The organism is Providencia sp. PROV_01, assembly GCF_053098325.1.
This window is the reverse complement of the sequence record NZ_JBRFKD010000002.1, coordinates 1,355,730-1,373,184: the sequence shown is the minus strand read 5'-3', so window position 1 is coordinate 1,373,184 and position 17,455 is coordinate 1,355,730. Positions and strand designations below refer to the sequence as shown.

Genomic DNA, 17,455 nt, shown 5'->3' with positions numbered 1-17,455 from the left:
TATTATTTCCCACCCAATACATCACGCGCACCCCAATGTGGGAAATGGCGGCGTACTAATTTGTTTAGCTCAATTTCAAATTCACTAAAATCACTGGGTTGATCAAAAACAGGGGCTTGTGTTTCGCGGACTAAACCCGCGCCAACCGTCACATTTGTGAGCCTATCAATAAAAATCATTCCACCAGTGTCTGCATTGCGTTGGTAGTTTTCCAGTAACAATGGCTCATCAAAGGAAAACTCGACTAAACCAATCCCATTCAACGGCAGCTCTGTCGCTACTTTCTGGGTTAAATTATTGATATCAACTTGGTATTGAATATTTTCTACTTTTGCTCGACTGCGTTTTCCCGCAATTTTAATATCAAGTTGTTGGCCTTGAACTAATGGCTGTTCAGACATCCACACGACATCGACAGAAGCATGCTGCGTCGTTTGTAAGGTTTCATCTTGTGCAACAATTAAGTCGCCACGACTAATATCAATTTCATCCTCAAGTACTAATGTAATCGCTTCCCCCGGTATAGCAAAATCTTGTTCCCCTGAAAAAGTCACAATTTCTTTAATTGCTGAAGTGGCGCCTGATGGCAACACTTTGACCTTTTGACCCACTTCCACGATCCCTGCTGATAATGTCCCGCTGTATCCGCGAAAGTCTAAATTTGGGCGGTTCACATATTGCACAGGGAAACGCAAAGCTTGCTCCGAAGCTTTTTGTTCCACTTGAACATTTTCTAATATCGATAATAGCGTATCACCTTGATACCACTTAAAATTATCGCTAGCATTTACAATATTATCGCCATCTAGGGCTGAGATCGGTACAAACCAGACCGTTAAATCCACAGGCAACTCCATTGCAAACTTTTGGTAATCCTGCTTTATTTTTTCAAAAATGGCTTCACTGTAATCCACCAGATCCATTTTATTGACGGCAACAATAAGATGGCGGATCCCAAGCAATGTACTAATAAAACTATGGCGACGCGTTTGTTCCTGTACCCCTTTTCGAGCATCGATCAACAAAATAGAAAGTGAGCAAGTTGATGCCCCTGTCGCCATATTGCGCGTATATTGCTCATGGCCGGGGGTGTCCGCAATAATAAATTTGCGCTTTTCTGTTGAAAAATAACGATAAGCCACATCGATGGTGATCCCCTGCTCACGTTCAGCAGCAAGGCCATCCACCAGCAGAGCAAGGTCAAGTTTTTCCCCTTGAGTCCCTATCCGCTTACTATCACTTTGCAAAGTTGACAGTTGGTCTTGGTAAATTTGGCGAGTATCATGCAGTAAACGGCCGATTAAGGTACTTTTACCATCATCCACATTACCGCAGGTTAAAAAGCGTAATAATCCTTTATGTTGCTGCGCCAATAAATAAGGTTCTACACCACCTTGCTGTTCAATTTGATGAGCGATTGATTCATTATAAACGGCTTGTGCCATGATTTTTCTCCTGACTTTGCGTATTAACCTTGCCCACTAAAAATAACCTTGGCGCTTTTTCAACTCCATCGAAGCGGATTGGTCGCTATCAATCAGCCGCCCCTGTCGCTCACTCGTCGTAGAAATCAACATTTCTTCTATAATCTCAGGCAGCGTTTGTGCTTCTGATGGCACAGCTCCCGTCAGTGGCCAACAACCTAATGTTCTAAAACGCACTTTTTGCTGACTAATGACTTCACCCGCTTGTAGGTCAATACGGTTATCATCCACCATTAACAAAGTACCGTCCCGCTGAATAACTGGCCGTTCTTTTGCAAAATACAGGGGAACAATATCGATGTTTTCCAAATAGATATATTGCCAAATATCGAGTTCTGTCCAATTTGATAGTGGGAAAACACGAATACTTTCCCCTTTATTGACCTGCCCATTATAGTTATGCCACAGCTCAGGCCGCTGGTTTTTAGGGTCCCAACGATGAGATCGGTCACGAAAAGAGTAGATCCGCTCTTTTGCGCGTGATTTCTCTTCATCACGACGAGCACCGCCAAATGCAGCATCAAAACCATATTTATCCAAAGCCTGCTTTAAGCCTTCAGTTTTCATAATATCGGTGTGCTTAGCACTGCCATGTACAAACGGGTTGATCCCCAGCTTTTCTCCTTCAGGGTTACGATGAACAAGTAGCTCAAAACCGTATTTTTCTGCTGTTGCATCACGAAACTCGTACATTTCACGAAATTTCCACCCCGTATCAACATGTAAGAGAGGAAATGGCAGTTTTCCCGGATAAAATGCCTTGCGTGCTAAATGGAGCATCACAGAGGAATCTTTACCAATAGAGTACAGCATGACTGGGTTAGCAAATTCGGCGGCAACTTCACGAATAATATGAATACTTTCTGCCTCTAACTGCTGTAAATGAGTCAATTTTTTGTCGTTCACGATAGCCCCTTACTTAAGCCAGTTCCAATACGGCACTGCGCCATCTGATGTCTTCGGTTTGAGAACCAAACCACGCGAGTTGTTGGTGCAATGCAGCTACTTCACCAACCACTATCAAAGCAGGAGCGGGTGCCTGCTGTGCTAATACTTCAAGCTCGTTTAATTTGCCAGTCACTACTTTTTGTTCACGCCGAGTGCCACAGCCGATAACAGCAACAGGGGTATTTTCAGCACGGCCGAATTGAATCAACTGTTCGCTGATTTTCGCGGCCTTTACGGTGCCCATATAGATAGCTAGCGTTTGGTTCCCTCGAGCAAGCGCCTGCCAATCAAGTTCCATTCCATTTTCACGACAATGACCTGTAATAAACGTAATACTCTGTGAATGCTCTCGGTGAGTCAGCGGAACCCCCGCGTAAGCGGCTGCACCAATCGCCGCTGTTACACCAGGAACCACTTGAAATGGGATCCCCGCTTGTGCCGCAACTTGTAGCTCTTCTCCCCCTCGCCCAAACACAAAAGGATCACCACCTTTCAGGCGCACCACTTTTTTACCTTGTTGAGCAAATTTCACGATCAAAGCATTGGTTTCTTCTTGGGAAACACTGTGATTTCCTGCGCGTTTCCCAACACAAATTTTGTCAGCATCGCGACGAACTAGTTCGAGTATTTCTTCACTCACCAGATGGTCATACAAAACCACCTCTGCACTTTGTAAAACTCGCAACCCTTTTAACGTCAGTAGCCCCGCATCTCCCGGACCGGCACCGACTAAGGTTAATTCGCCATGGTTATCAGGTTCATACAATTGACGTTCCAATTGTTGTTCCGCTTCACTGAATTGCCCTTTTTCAACTAGCGAAGCAAAACGTCCACTGAAACTTTTTTCCCAGAAGCGCTTCCTTTCACGCATACTCGTTAGTGTTTCTTTGACTTTATGACGCCAGCGGCCGGCTATTTCTGCCATTTTTCCCAAGGAAGTTGGTAGCATCGTTTCCAGTTTTTCTCTAAGTAAACGAGCCAAAACAGGTGCCGTCCCTCCTGAAGAGATCGCCACAATCACCGGGGAACGATCAATAATAGAAGGTACAATAAATGAACATAACGGCTGGTCATCAACCACGTTAACGAATACTTTCCGTTCATTAGCGTCATAGAAAACGGTTTCATTCAGTAATGCATCATCTGTTGCTGCGATAACTAAAAAAGCATCATCTAAATGAATGGATTGGTAATCCTCAGCTAACCAAACAAATTTATTTTGTTGGTGTTCAGTTTGTAATTGCATACATAACGTCGGTGAGATGATCACTAAGTCAGCTTGTGCTTTTATTAGCAATTCTGCTTTTCGAGCTGCGACAACACCGCCGCCAATTAACACGACCTTTCGCGTGCGGACATCGACAAATAATGGTAAATAATCCATCTTGCTCACCCATCGTTATATAAACTGATTATAAGAAATATAAAATTGACTATATGGCTTCAAACAATAGGTTTGAAATGACAAAAAGCTCTTTCTTGTAACTGAAAGGAATAAGCCAAATAATCATCACAACCCTGATAGAAAATCGATAAATACAAATAAAAAATAAAACTTAGATTAAATTTAACAAGTTAACTAATTACTGATTTAATTTAATAATTAGCTTGAAATACTTTTTTAAATACAAAAGTATTCCTTTGTAATTAAACAAATATTTTATTTATTTAGTTATTATTTGCTTATATTCAATACCCTAAATAATTCGAGTTGCATGTAGACAACAACGCTGCGGCTTGAATTATGACTAAATTAATACTCTAAATAATTCACGTTGCAGCTAGGCGGCAAGTAAATGAGTCACTAGGAGCATACACCAGTATGTGACTAGTGCGAATGCACGTAGACAACAACGCTGCGGCTTGAATTATGACGAGTATTTAGTTTTCATGCAGCCCGCATTCACGCTTTAATCCAAAAAAACGAGTATCTTCTTCATTCATTCCCTCTTCCCATTTGCGAGTTGTATGGGTATCACCAACCGATAAATACCCTTGCTCCCACAGAGGATGATAGGGTAAATCATATTTTGTTAGATATTCATAAACTTGCTTATTATTCCAATCAATCACTGGTAAAACTTTAAAAATGCCTTTTCCGATACCTAGCACAGACAAATTTGCGCGGCTTGCTGATTGCTCTCGCCGTAAACCTGAAAACCAAGTTTGTGCCTGTAATTCATGTAACGCGCGCTCCATTGGCTCAACTTTATTCAATTGGTTATAACGCTCAATACCATCAAGCCCTTGCGTCCAAAGTTGACCATATAGCGCTTCTTGCCAAGCAGGTGACTGCTTTGCTCGATACACCTGTAAATTTAAATTCAACTTATCTGTTAACGCCTCAATAAATTGATAGGTCTCTGGGAACAAATAACCGGTATCTGTTAAAATAACTGGGATATTTGGCACAATTTGCGTCACCATATGCAATGTTAGTGCCGCTTGGATACCAAAGCTGGAAGACAACACAAACTCTGCGGGTAAATATTCAATCGCCCACTCAACCCGTTGCAATGCATTCATAGCTTCTAACTGGGAATTAAACTCCGCGAGATAAGCGACTTGTTGGGGCTTATCGAGTGCGGTGAGTGTTGCTAGCTCAAGTCGACTCATACCGCCTCCTTTACCTCATAAAAATCGATGGCTGAATTCAATACCGGTTTTACGACATTGGTGCGAATAAGAAAATCGCCAAACCCTTCGTCAGGCAAGCGTGCCTTTGCCCAGTCACCGATTAATTCATCTAAAATGGTTAGAATTTCCGCACTGCTAATATTTTCACGATACATGCGTGGAATACGAGTACCAATGCGATTTCCACCTAAATGTAAGTTATATCTATCAATAGCTTTACCGACCAGCCCAACCTCTGCCAACATCGCTCGCCCACAGCCATTAGGGCAACCCGTTATCCGCAAAACGATATGTTCATTGGCCACTTGATGAGAGGCCATAATACTTTCCACCTGACTAATAAATTCAGGTAAAAAGCGTTCGGCTTCCGCCATCGCGAGCGGGCAAGTTGGATATGATACACAAGCCATGGAGTTTTCACGTTGCGCCGTTATGTCATCACTCATTAACCCATGAGATCTGGCAATCGCTTCAATTGCCGCTTTTTCACTTTCAGGCACCCCCGCGACAATTAAGTTTTGGTTTGCCGTTAAACGAAAATCACCTTGATGAATACGCGCAATTTCGGCCACACCGGTTTTTAATGGCTTATTTTCTAAATCAATTAATCGACCATTTTCAATAAATAATGTTAAGTGCCAGCGATTATCAATCCCTTTGAGCCAGCCAATTTTGTCACCACGTTCAGTGAATTGATAAGGCCGAATGGGCTCAAAAGTTACACCAGAGCGCCTTTCGACCTCTGCTTTGAAAGTATCGACTCCTACACGTTCAAGGGTATATTTGGTTTTTGCATTTTTACGTTCAGTTCGATTGCCCCAATCCCGTTGAGTGGTGACTATCGCTTCTGCAATGGCTAATGTTTTGTCTAATGGAATAAACCCAAACTCACTGGCTAAGCGAGGAAATGTTGCGGTATCCCCATGAGTCATAGCAAGGCCACCGCCCACCAGCACGTTAAAACCGATCAACTCACCGTTTTGGGCAATTGCAACAAAGTTCATATCATTTGCATGCAAGTCCACATCATTTAGTGGTGGGATCACGACTGAGGTTTTAAATTTTCGTGGCAAATAAGTTTGCCCTAAAATTGGCTCTTCATCCGTTGTCACTATCTTTTCTTTATCTAACCAAATTTCCGCGTAAGCACTAGTGCGCGGTAATAAATGTTCAGATATTTTCTTTGCCCATTCATAGGCTTGTTGGTGCAATTCGGATTGCACAGGGTTAGAAGTGCATAACACGTTACGGTTAACATCATTCGCCGTTGCAAGGGCATCTAAACCAACATGACTTAGCATTTGATGGGCAGGCTTTACATCCCCTTTGAGGATGCCATGAAACTGAAATGTTTGCCGATTCGTAATACGCACACTGCCATACAGCGTGTGCTCCGTGGCAAACTTATCAATATCAAGCCATTGCTTGGGCGTAATTATGCCGCCCGGCAAACGACAACGCAGCATCATTGCATGGCGAGGTTCGAGTTTTTGTTCCGCCCGCTCGGCACGAATATCACGGTCATCTTGTTGATACATCCCGTGAAAACGAATCAACAGGAAATTATCACCCTCAAAACCTCCCGTTAACCCATTTTTTAAGTCATCCTTAATGGTTCCACGTAAGTAATTACTGTCTTGCTTCATGCGTTCACTGTCAGCAAGTTTACCTTCGACAATTAAGGGCTTTTGTTGTTGTTCATTGCTCATTAATAAACATCCCTCTGATAACGGCGCATTACGCGCAGCTCACTTAAAAATTCATCAGCTTCTTCACTATCCATGTTCCCATATTGACTGACGATATCTAATAATACCTGTTCGACATCTTTGGCCATCCGGTTTGCATCACCACATACATAGATGTGCGCACCTTCTTGTAACCATTGCCATACTTCTTCACCTTGTTCGCGAAGTTTATCTTGTACATAGATTTTTTCTTGCTGGTCGCGGGACCATGCTAATGAAATATGGGTTAATAAACCGTCTTTGACATAGCGCTGCCATTCCACCTGGTAGAGAAAGTCGTCAACAAAATGTGGGTTACCAAAAAATAACCAGTTTTTCCCTGTCGCACCGTCATTGTCACGCTGCTGTAAGAAAGCGCGAAATGGCGCAATCCCGGTGCCAGGGCCAATCATGATCACAGGCGTATTTGGGTCTTGTGGAAGACGGAAGTTATCATTGTGTTCAATGAATATGCGAAGTTCATCATCCTCATTTAAGCGGTCAGCTAAGAAACCTGATGCACCACCAGTACGTGCCTTACCATCAATCTCATAGCGGACAACCCCAACCGTTGCATGAACTTCATTTTCTACCTCAGATTGGGAAGAAGAAATCGAGTACAAACGAGGGGTTAGCGGACGCAGTAGGTCAACAAATTCTTGGGCAGTAGGCTGAGATGCCGCTTGGCGTACCATATCGACGATTGGCGTATTTTGTGCGTAGTGCAAAATAGCGGCTTTATCGCTAATCAATGACAACAACGCATCATCTTTTGACAACTGAGCATATTTTTCAACAATTACTGGGGTATTTTGTGTCAGTTCTAATTGATAAATTAGTGCATCACGTAGTGAATGGCGCTGTGAACCAATAAAGACTTCTTCGTCACCTTGCAACCACAACAAAGCCACCAGCTCATCAACTAAAGCAGGGTCATTATCGAACCAAACACCTAGCGCGTCACCAGGTTGATAACGTAAACCAGAGTCACCGAGATCAATTTCAATATGGCGAACATCTTTATGCGAGTCTCGACTGGTGATCTTTTGATTACTCAGAAGAGACGCTGTTAATGGCGCAGTTTTACTATAAGGTGATGAATGAATTTCATTCACACTTCCTGTTTGAGTCGCCAATAATTGGCTATCACTTTGAGCAGGAACGCGAGCTTTTAAAATTTGTGTGAGGTTTTCAACCCACTCACTCGCAATCGCTTGATACTCAACATCGGCATCAATTCGCTCGGTTAACGATATAGCCCCTAATGATGCAAGTTGCGAATCGAAATCTTTACCCGCTTGGCAAAATTTTTCGTAAGAAGAATCTCCCAGCGCGAAAACCGCATAGCTGGTTTGTGATAAATTAGGGGCTTTTTTAGAATGAAGGTATTTATACAGTGCAACCGCTTCTTCGGCTGGTTCCCCTTCACCTTGTGTTGACGCTACAATAACCAACACTTTCTCTTGGTTGATTTGCTTGAATTTATAATCCCCTGCATTCACTAAGTTCACACTAATTTTTTCAGCAACCAAGCGCTCTCTGAGCTGCTCTGATAGGCGACGTGCATTTCCTGTCTGTGAAGCTGAGATAATTGTGATAGTGTCTTGCGTAACTGCAGGCGTACTGACCGATGCATCAACTTGCGTATTTTGATTTACCACTCCCCACAAATACCCAGAAAGCCATGCGAGTTGATGAGATGAAAAATCATCAACGGCCGTCTGTAAACGTGTTAATTGCTCAACAGATATTGGCAGCGCCGCTAATGGCGGCTGTTTTTTTGTCATTATCTTGTAACCCCAGCGTTATTCATCTTTGATTTAAAAAACGATGCCATGTCATTACCCCAGAAAAGACCGACAACCTAATACCTGCCCATTCCCCCAAATAATTAGGGTAATAAAGCAAAAAATACCGCAGTACCTGAAACATATAGGGTATGCCGTTAGGTTATAACAACCCTAGATAATGGGATAAGAAACGATAGCCATAATTAATAACTAAAAAGCCTAAAGCAATTAACTGATGGATCATATTGATAAAAGCGGTTAACGCTATTTTAGTAATTAAAGATATTTTCACCTAAAAATGCAGTACAATACGCTGTTTATTCACAACAAGGAGCCACATATGAGCACAACAATCTATAAAGATTTCACTTTCGAAGCCGCCCACAAACTTCCTCATGTACCAGAGGGTCATAAGTGTGGCCGACTCCATGGCCATTCTTTCATGGTGCGTTTAGAAATCACCGGTGAAATCGACTCACATAGTGGTTGGATTATTGATTTCTCCGATGTAAAAGCCGCTTTTAAGCCTATTTGGGAACGCTTAGACCATCACTATTTAAATGATATAGAAGGGTTAGAAAACCCAACTAGTGAGGTGTTAGCCCAGTGGATTTGGCAACAAACTAAGCCTTTACTACCATTATTAAGTGCGGTTACTGTAAAAGAAACCTGCAATGCAGGCTGCGTCTATCGCGGGGAAGCTTAAAAGTTAATGCGTTAAAAAAGTCACATAACATAGGGATACACGCTCCTCAGACCGCTGACTTAGCGGCAAGCCTAATAGGTTTTGAACATAAATGAGGGGCTAAATCCCTATATCCTCACTTTCGACTCATCACCCATCACTCATCACCAATATCAATGCCCAACGCTGTATAGAAAGCTTCCTGACTGCCTTTTACAGGCTAAATCCTAAAGATCCATACGTTATTAAGGTCGAGATTAAGGCAATAAATCAGTGGCTGATATTCCCCCCTTAACATTAAGGATATAAAAACATTTATTTGACATAGTGCATCAAATTATAACCTGATCTATTATTTATCATTATTTACTTTTAATAAGGCAGGGAAAATGAATCTATTTCAACAAACACCTAAGTCCAGAAGGCGCTATGGGCTGGCAGCATTTATCGGTTTAATTGCAGGTATTGTCTCTTCGTTTGTCAAGTGGGGCGCTGAAGTTCCATTACCCCCAAGAAGTCCAACGGATATGTTTAATGCCGCTTGTTCACCTGAAACACTGATTCGTGCAGCAGAACAAATTGACTGCTCACGCAATTTCCTCAATCCACCTTATATTTTCTTAAGAGATTGGTTAGGAATTGCAGATCCTAACTCTGCAGTTTATACCTTTGCTGGGCACGTTTTTAACTCTGTGGGTGTTACTCACATCATATTTTCTATCGTGTTTGCGGTCGGGTATTGCATTGTTGCTGAAATATTCCCTAAAATTAAGCTATGGCAAGGGTTGTTAGCAGGTGCACTGGCGCAATTATTTGTCCACATGATTTCATTCCCTCTAATGGGGCTCACCCCTCCACTTTTCGACCTGCCATGGTATGAGAATGTGTCAGAAATATTTGGTCATTTAATTTGGTTTTGGTCTATTGAAATTATTCGCCGTGACTTACGTAACCGTATTACTCACGAGCCAGATCCTGAAGTACCATTAACCCAACCATTTAGATAATTTAAAGCCCCCAATAAGCGTTTTCCAGTTATTGGGGGTTACTGCTAGGTTATCGCTATTTTTATTATTGAATATCCAAATACTTATGTGTCTGAATCGATAACCGCCAGTTACGTTGAATGCAGGTTGCAATACACAATTTTGTTGCTGCCGCCTTTTGACTAATTGGCTGCAATGCCACTGATGGAGAGGGCTCGACAGTACGTAATGCTAAAATTTTCTCAAGAGCCTCAATATCTTTTTCGCGAGCAACAGGATGCTTAATTTCATTAGCACGATTTACTGCTTGGCTGATCACCTGTAACCCTCCTTTCATACCGACTTTTGGTGATACGGTAACCCATGTGTTATCTGTGCATTGAATAGGGTATGTGCCGCTAGTTTCAATTTGGCATTGATATCCGTGTTGTTCTAATATCCCAGTCAGTGGCTGTAAATCATAAATACAAGGCTCACCGCCGGTAATAACAATATGCTGTGCGCTGAAGTGTTTTTCTTTCATTAATTGAATCAATGCCTCACCGCTTGCCATGGCCCATAAATCTGAATCAATCGTTTTAAGTGCGATATCCCCTAGGGTCGATTCTTTATCTTGTTCTTTTTCCCATGTTTGTTTGGTATCACACCAGCTACATCCAACTGGGCAGCCCTGTAAACGAATAAACACAGCAGGAACACCAGTAAAAACCCCCTCTCCCTGAATGGTTTGGAAAATTTCATTAATTGGGTATTTCATATCACTCCTAAAATAGTTAGCTAAGCACGCATTATATTGCAGATATCTATCTTACGAACAAGGAAGTTTGTGATAATGTAGCCACCTTAGGGTTCAATAAAGTACGTCCGACTGAATAAACAATACCGAAAGCATATTCGGAACAACATATCGAACGAAGAAAAAGACAGGAAAAGACATGCAAAGTAGTGAACAAAATCAACTCAGAAAGGGGCTGAGTGTTCGGCACATTCGCTTTATGGCTCTAGGGTCAGCGATTGGTACCGGCTTATTTTATGGTTCTGCTTCTGCCATTCAAGCGGCAGGTCCAGCAGTTTTACTCGCTTATATGGTCGGTGGTGCCGCTGTATTTATGGTCATGCGAGCCTTAGGCGAGATGGCAGTGCATCACCCAGTACCCGGTTCATTCTCTCACTACGCTAGCCATTACATGGGCCCCCTCGCTGGTTTTTTGACTGGCTGGAACTACGTATTTGAAATGTTAGTCGTGTGCTTGGCTGATATTACCGCTTTCGGGATGTACATGGGGTTCTGGTTTCCACATGTTGACCAATGGGTATGGGTATTAAGTATCGTGCTATTTATTGGTGCGCTCAATTTATGCCATGTTAAAATTTTCGGTGAAATGGAATTTTGGCTGTCTATCGTGAAAGTCTCCGCAATCATCGCAATGATTGTTGGTGGTACCTTCTTAATGTTCTACGGTTTCGGCCAAGAAACTGACCATGCGGTAGGTATCCAAAATCTCTGGGAACACGGTGGCTTTATGCCTAACGGTATTGAAGGTGTTATTGCATCCTTAGCTATCGTAATGTTCGCCTTTGGGGGTATCGAAGTGATCGGTATTACCGCCAGTGAAGCACAAAATCCAGAAAAAACTATTCCTAAAGCAATCAATGCAGTACCCATTCGTATTTTATTATTCTATGGGTTAACACTTTTTATTCTGATGTGCATCTATCCGTGGAATCAAATTGGTCAGAATGGCAGCCCATTCGTCCAAATTTTTGATAGCTTAGGTATTCAATCAGCGGCAAATATCTTAAATATCGTGGTGATCACAGCAGCTGTCTCAGCTATCAATAGTGATATTTTTGGTGCTGGTCGTATGATGTATGGTATGGCTCAAGACAAGCAGGCACCTAAAGTCTTTACCAAGTTAACGAAAAGTGGGGTGCCTTGGGTCACTGTGATGGTGATGTCCGTGGTAATGTTACTCGGCGTGTATTTGAACTACCTACTTCCAGAAAAAATCTTTGTGATTATTGCATCAATCGCAACCTTTGCAACTGTTTGGGTCTGGTTAATGATCCTACTTTCTCATGTCGCAATGCGTCGCCAAATGAGCGCTGAAGAAGTTAAAAAACTCAAATTCCCAGTTCCATTTTGGCCGATTGGTCCTGCAATTACTATTGCATTTATGGTCTTTGTTATTGCATTACTAGGATTCTTTAAAGACACCCAAGTTGCCCTTCTCGTTGGGTTTGCATGGGTCGCTATATTGAGCGTCACCTTCTTTGTAATGCGTAAATTTCAAAAATCTTAATCGACTAAAGTATTCGTAAAGTGAATTTAGGCCCTATATTTATATGATATAGGGCCTTTTGTTACCTATTGTGGTATCAAAAGAGCGCTTGCTTAATATCGGCAATCAAATCATTAGCGCTTTCTAACCCAACTGATAAACGAATAAGCCCATCACTAATCCCATACTGTTTTCGTTCCTCAGCAGTGTAAGTAGAATGGGTCATACTTGCAGGGTGCTGAGCCAATGACTCACAATCACCGAGGCTAACCGCACAAGAAAATAGCTGTAGACGGTTCAGAAACTGCTTACCCGCCTCAAGGCCCCCTTTAAGTTCAAAAGCAATCATCCCTCCAGGTAACTTCATCTGCTTTTGAGCTAATGAGTATTGCGGAAAACTCGGTAAACCTGGATACATTACCTGAGAAACTTCAGATAACGAGGCCAAATATTTTGCAACTTTCTGTGCATTTTTAACCACCCTTTCCATTCTGATTGGCAGTGTTTTCATTCCTCGCAATATCAGGTTTGCATCATGAGGGGATAAACATGCTCCAGTCATATCTTTCAGGCCAACCAATCTGATTTGCTTCGCTAATTCCTCAGTTGTTATAACAGCGCCAGCCATCACATCACCATGCCCATTCATATATTTCGTTAATGAATGAACAACGATATCCGCCCCAAGCTCAAGTGGTTTTTGAATGTAAGGAGTACAATAGGTATTATCTACTGTCACCAATATTTCTTGGTTATTTGCAAGGTTATATTGATGAACGATATTACTCACAGCATTAATATCAACTAAGCGCATATTTGGGTTTGCAGGTGACTCGAAAAATATCATCTTTGTTTTTTCAGTGAGTTCCTGTGCCACATTATTTGGGTCACTCATATCAATGTGACGAACTTTGACACCAAATTTAGCTAACCCATGATGAAAGAATGCATATGTACAGCCATAAACCGTCATATCAACTAACAGCTCATCTCCTGGGCTTAGTAAGGTCCAAAGAGTCGATGTTATTGCCCCCATCCCTGAAGAAAATACAATTGCTGCATTTCCCTCTTCTAAATCAGCAAGCCGCTTTTCCAACAAACTTAATGTTGGGTTATTTATTCGTGTATAAATATACCCATCCGATTCACCGCTAAAACAAGCGGCACCTTCTTCAACACTATCAAATACGTAAGTTGACGTTTGATAAATAGGAGAAGCGAGTGATCCTAAATTTTCGGCTGCATCATAGTAATTATGTATCACACGCGTATCAAAAGAATACAATTTATCTAATATCATACCACCTCCGAAATATTATCCCTCTTGGGGGGAAGACAATCGAGAACCCATTATTTGCAAGGTTCGTAAAACGGTACTAATTCCACGTAATGTATTTGGATCTTTTAATAAAGCATACACCGAACGAAAATTTGGATTTTTACTATTATATATTTCCTCCATTTTAGCCATATTATATGCAGTGCCGAATTCCCAGACTGGCGCTAGAGTATCCTCAAATGAGTTTGCCAGTTTTTCTACCGTGCTATTATCAGTAATGTCAATAAGGTCAGAAATTAGAGAAAGTAAATCAACAATATTATCTAAACGATTCAATTGTAATAGCGGTGCTAATTTGTCTGCGAAATGATCACCCGACTCAGAATTAAGAAGTTCAACTAGTTTACTTTGATTTTCATTATTAGACATTTTGATTTCCTCCTTAAACTAAGCCACGAATAGCAGCCCAATAAATACCTCTATTAAAGCCATTTCTTAGTAATCCCCCTAATTTAGTCGGAGGCGTAGGAATAACATCGTGTTTATAATCGTATTGTAAAGGCATCCCTGCCGTTAATCCCATTTGGGCAACAGCTTGAACTCGGCCATCATAAATAGCGGCAGGATAACCATAAATTAATTCTCCGCAAATATTATCAGCTATAATTGCAGCCTGATTATGGCAACTTCCACCTGCTTTACTGATCGGTAAATCAACAGTATCACCTATAACATAAACACCATCTACACCATAAACTTGCATAGTTTCGTGATCAGTTGGCAGCCATCCTTCACCATTATTATGCTCACTTAATCCGGTATTAATAACTGCCTCAACCGCGGTAATTGGCGGAGTACTGATCAATAAGTCGAAATTTTGCTCATCACCTTCTTTCGAATAAGCTATTTTTTTATCTGGATCAACTTTATCTAAAGTAAACCCTCTCTGAGCTTTAATATTTTTAGCAGTAAATACTTCAGGAATAACTTCACAAACAGGTTGTTGCATGAATAAACAGTTACGCAATAATTGTGAAACTGTTGGATAGGTATAAACGATTTCAATACTATCCCTAACTCGACGTTTACGTAAAAATTCATCAATCATTAAAGTTGTTTCCATCGGTGCGATACCACACTGATGGGGTACATTTGGCGTTTCAGGGAATGATACCGTAATAAAAATTCGACCTTTTTCAATCTTAGCCAATTGGTCAGCTAGCTTTCTCGATGCATCATAAGCATAAAAATGGTTACCAATATCCTTTAAACCTTCAATGCGCTCAGGTTTCGGCACGCAACCTGTCGCAATAACAAGAAAATCATAATTATATTTTTTTCCATCCTTTGAGTTTAGCGCTTTATTTTTAAAATCAAAGGACTCAATTTTATCAATGGCTAACTCTATTTCAGGTCTTAGCAATTCTCTTTCAGGGCGACTCAGTTCATCCTTAAAAAATAAATTAAAAGCAACATACATAAATGCAGGTTTATAATAATGGGTTGGATTATCAGTAATTAATGTTATTTTTATTTTCTTCGAAAAAATTTCTTTACTCAATTTTCTGGCAAGTGTATTCGCTAGCATCGTTCCACCAGTCCCACCGCCTACAATAATTATATTTTTCATTACATTAACCACCGTATATATAATTAATTAAGTTTTATACGCTATGCCTACCAGTTATAAATATAGCCCATGGAAAATTAATTCCAATACAATAATTAGGGTATAGTTTAAAAAACAACAAATAAAACTAATCACTTATATATATATAACCTGACGAATAAGTTAATTATGGAAATTATAATTATGAGAATTATATTACATAAAAACAATTTCATTTAATAAGAATAATGTCCAACAATATCCCAACGAAATAAAACATCTTCAGCAACTTGGCCATATCCTATATTGTGCATAACTAAATAACTTTGTGTACTTGGTGACTTTATCGAAGTTACAACACCGATATGTGGCCGACCATTATCTAAACGCCATGAGACAATATCGCCAGGTACATAATCACTGGCACTCTTTGAAATAGGCTTATTTTTCCCTTTACGTGAAAAAAAAGCCTCTAAATTAGGCACGCGACGATGATCAATATTTGTATCTGGCTTACGTAATCCCCATATACATTGGCTGGGATATTGGCTAAAGTTTGCTTTCATGTCTTCATGTACTAATTTTTGTAAATCAATACCAATTTTTCGGTAGCTTCGTATAACTACATCAGAACAAACACCATATTGTTCGGGCACATCACCATTTGGATAAGAAATTTGTCGATAAGATGAGTCATAAATAACTAAACGAGGCAACTGTTCAGCATGTTTTGCCAACAATAAGCTAGACCCATTAGCTATTTGTGCAAAAAAGAAAAGAATGTATAAAAACGATGATTTCAATCTGATATTCCCTATAAAAGTAGTTCATCGAATCTACAATTAAATACGAGGGAAAATAAGGGAGATAATCTTAATTACTTAGAAAGCGTAAATTTGGTCATAATAGGGTTATGATCAGAAGCATCTGTTGGTAGTACAATGCTGTTTTTAACCTTCAATCCACGATAAAATACGTAATCTAAAGGGCGCCCAAAGGCCTTAGTACGGTAATCATCATTAAATGCAATTTCTTTTAAACCAACACTACGAATAAACCGTTTTAATGCATTTACTCGTTGCCTGCTCCATGCATTAAAATCACCCGCAAGGATCACTGGGCCAACATGTTTAGCAATATGAATTCCCAGCTTACTTAATTGCCGAGTATAAACATCCACACCAAAGCTGAAGTTAATTGCATGCACATTTGCTACCATCAAGTGTTTTCCATTTGGTAACGGATAAACCGTAATCAGTGCAGATTTAGCTAGCCGTAAAAGTGGCTCTTTTTCTCGTAAAGGACAGCAGTATATCGGATGTGAAGCTGCAAGAGTCATCACTCCAGCAGGGTGAGGCGAGAAAGGTAATGCAGGTACTTGATCAGCGATTAATTTATGTGATGCCGCAAAAGATATTAGCTCAGGTGACATTTGAGCCTCTTGCAGCAAGATTAGTTTTCTATCTTTCACTAATTCGTTAAGGGTGTGTTTCCAATTTGGACGTTGCTGTTTGTAAATATTCCATGTAACCACATCAAGAGTTTCACCCGCTGCAAACAGTGGTAAACCGATTGGAAGTGATTCACCTAACATATGAACAGGCATCGGCTGAATACGTTTAGCGGGCTCACCTGCAATATACCGAACAGAATAGGTTCTTTTCGCCAAATTTGAAGTCCCTATATCACAGAAAAATAATGAAAATTTTATACTTTTTGATTAGTTACTATAGGTAGTATATCAAATTTGAGATGTTATAGCTTATCAAATTTAACACAACCACTAACTTACCCATAAGGCCTTTAAGTTTTACACTAAAACTATAAAATGGATAATATTGAATTAGTGGCTATTCATACCACTTACCTTCTTTTATCCTCACCCTCTAAATAATACGTGAGTTGTTACTCACTACTTTATATCGTGAGCTGCCATTGACGGTAGTTATATTCATGACTAATGACCCTACGAAGAGGAATAATATCAACAATAAATTAGTTTCCCCCAAACGCAAAAAAGCCACCCAA

15 protein-coding genes are annotated in these 17,455 nt (G+C 40.6%); 3 read left to right on the top strand and 12 right to left on the bottom strand.

From position 1 onward, the window contains the following. Positions 1 to 2 precede the first annotated feature (2 nt). The 6 genes from cysN to cysJ form a co-directional block, all read right to left on the bottom strand. Entirely contained in the window at positions 3 to 1,445 is a 1,443-nt protein-coding gene (cysN, locus tag ACU696_RS06860) for a sulfate adenylyltransferase subunit CysN (protein WP_109912004.1), read from the bottom strand. A gap of 36 nt (positions 1,446 to 1,481) precedes the next feature. Next, complete coding sequence (gene cysD / locus ACU696_RS06855; RefSeq protein ID WP_004913887.1) at positions 1,482 to 2,390, bottom strand: sulfate adenylyltransferase subunit CysD; 909 nt, start codon at positions 2,388 to 2,390, stop codon at positions 1,482 to 1,484. Between the two features lie 13 nt (positions 2,391 to 2,403). Further along, complete coding sequence (gene cysG, locus ACU696_RS06850; RefSeq protein ID WP_209102397.1) at positions 2,404 to 3,816, bottom strand: siroheme synthase CysG; 1,413 nt, start codon at positions 3,814 to 3,816, stop codon at positions 2,404 to 2,406. 497 nt (positions 3,817 to 4,313) lie between these two features. Beyond that, positions 4,314 to 5,048 carry a phosphoadenosine phosphosulfate reductase gene (cysH, locus tag ACU696_RS06845; RefSeq protein ID WP_110732230.1) on the bottom strand — a complete coding sequence of 245 codons (735 nt, stop codon included), beginning with the start codon at positions 5,046 to 5,048 and terminating at the stop codon, positions 4,314 to 4,316. Continuing rightward, entirely contained in the window at positions 5,045 to 6,778 is a 1,734-nt protein-coding gene (cysI, locus tag ACU696_RS06840; RefSeq protein ID WP_196719904.1) for an assimilatory sulfite reductase (NADPH) hemoprotein subunit, read from the bottom strand. The genes cysH and cysI overlap by 4 nt, the downstream gene beginning before the upstream one ends. Further along, the gene (gene cysJ, locus ACU696_RS06835) at positions 6,778 to 8,583 is read right to left on the bottom strand and encodes an NADPH-dependent assimilatory sulfite reductase flavoprotein subunit (protein WP_110732232.1); all 1,806 of its coding nucleotides are present in this window, start codon (positions 8,581 to 8,583) and stop codon (positions 6,778 to 6,780) included. The genes cysI and cysJ overlap by 1 nt, the downstream gene beginning before the upstream one ends. A gap of 343 nt (positions 8,584 to 8,926) precedes the next feature. On the opposite strand from cysJ, the gene queD reads away from it, so the two are divergent. Next, a complete protein-coding gene (queD, locus tag ACU696_RS06830; RefSeq protein ID WP_209102396.1) occupies positions 8,927 to 9,292 on the top strand; it encodes a 6-carboxytetrahydropterin synthase QueD in 366 nt (121 codons plus the stop codon). Positions 9,293 to 9,660: 368 nt separating this feature from the next. Next, positions 9,661 to 10,278, top strand: coding sequence for a YagU family protein (locus ACU696_RS06825; protein WP_209102395.1), 618 nt, complete (start codon positions 9,661 to 9,663; stop codon positions 10,276 to 10,278). A 64-nt stretch (positions 10,279 to 10,342) separates the two neighbouring features. On the opposite strand, the gene queE is transcribed toward ACU696_RS06825, so the two are convergent. After that, entirely contained in the window at positions 10,343 to 11,014 is a 672-nt protein-coding gene (gene queE, locus ACU696_RS06820) for a 7-carboxy-7-deazaguanine synthase QueE (protein ID WP_109911999.1), read from the bottom strand. Between the two features lie 178 nt (positions 11,015 to 11,192). Here queE and ACU696_RS06815 point away from each other — a divergent pair, with 178 nt between their 5' ends. Beyond that, positions 11,193 to 12,560 (top strand): amino acid permease, encoded by a 1,368-nt coding sequence (locus tag ACU696_RS06815; protein WP_109911998.1) that lies wholly within the window; start codon positions 11,193 to 11,195, stop codon positions 12,558 to 12,560. Positions 12,561 to 12,636: 76 nt separating this feature from the next. Here ACU696_RS06815 and megL read toward each other — a convergent pair whose 3' ends face one another. The 5 genes from megL to ACU696_RS06790 all read right to left on the bottom strand — a co-directional run bounded on the left by megL (position 12,637) and on the right by ACU696_RS06790 (position 17,096). Then, positions 12,637 to 13,839 (bottom strand): methionine gamma-lyase, encoded by a 1,203-nt coding sequence (gene megL, locus ACU696_RS06810; RefSeq protein WP_109911997.1) that lies wholly within the window; start codon positions 13,837 to 13,839, stop codon positions 12,637 to 12,639. Between the two features lie 15 nt (positions 13,840 to 13,854). Then, positions 13,855 to 14,247 carry a hypothetical protein gene (locus ACU696_RS06805; RefSeq protein WP_004913913.1) on the bottom strand — a complete coding sequence of 131 codons (393 nt, stop codon included), beginning with the start codon at positions 14,245 to 14,247 and terminating at the stop codon, positions 13,855 to 13,857. Between the two features lie 13 nt (positions 14,248 to 14,260). Then, complete coding sequence (locus tag ACU696_RS06800; protein WP_196724089.1) at positions 14,261 to 15,448, bottom strand: NAD(P)/FAD-dependent oxidoreductase; 1,188 nt, start codon at positions 15,446 to 15,448, stop codon at positions 14,261 to 14,263. A 215-nt stretch (positions 15,449 to 15,663) separates the two neighbouring features. Beyond that, the gene (locus tag ACU696_RS06795) at positions 15,664 to 16,209 is read right to left on the bottom strand and encodes a DUF1287 domain-containing protein (protein ID WP_447343226.1); all 546 of its coding nucleotides are present in this window, start codon (positions 16,207 to 16,209) and stop codon (positions 15,664 to 15,666) included. A gap of 95 nt (positions 16,210 to 16,304) precedes the next feature. Next, entirely contained in the window at positions 16,305 to 17,096 is a 792-nt protein-coding gene (locus ACU696_RS06790) for an endonuclease/exonuclease/phosphatase family protein (protein WP_004913919.1), read from the bottom strand. Positions 17,097 to 17,455: the final 359 nt, after the last annotated feature.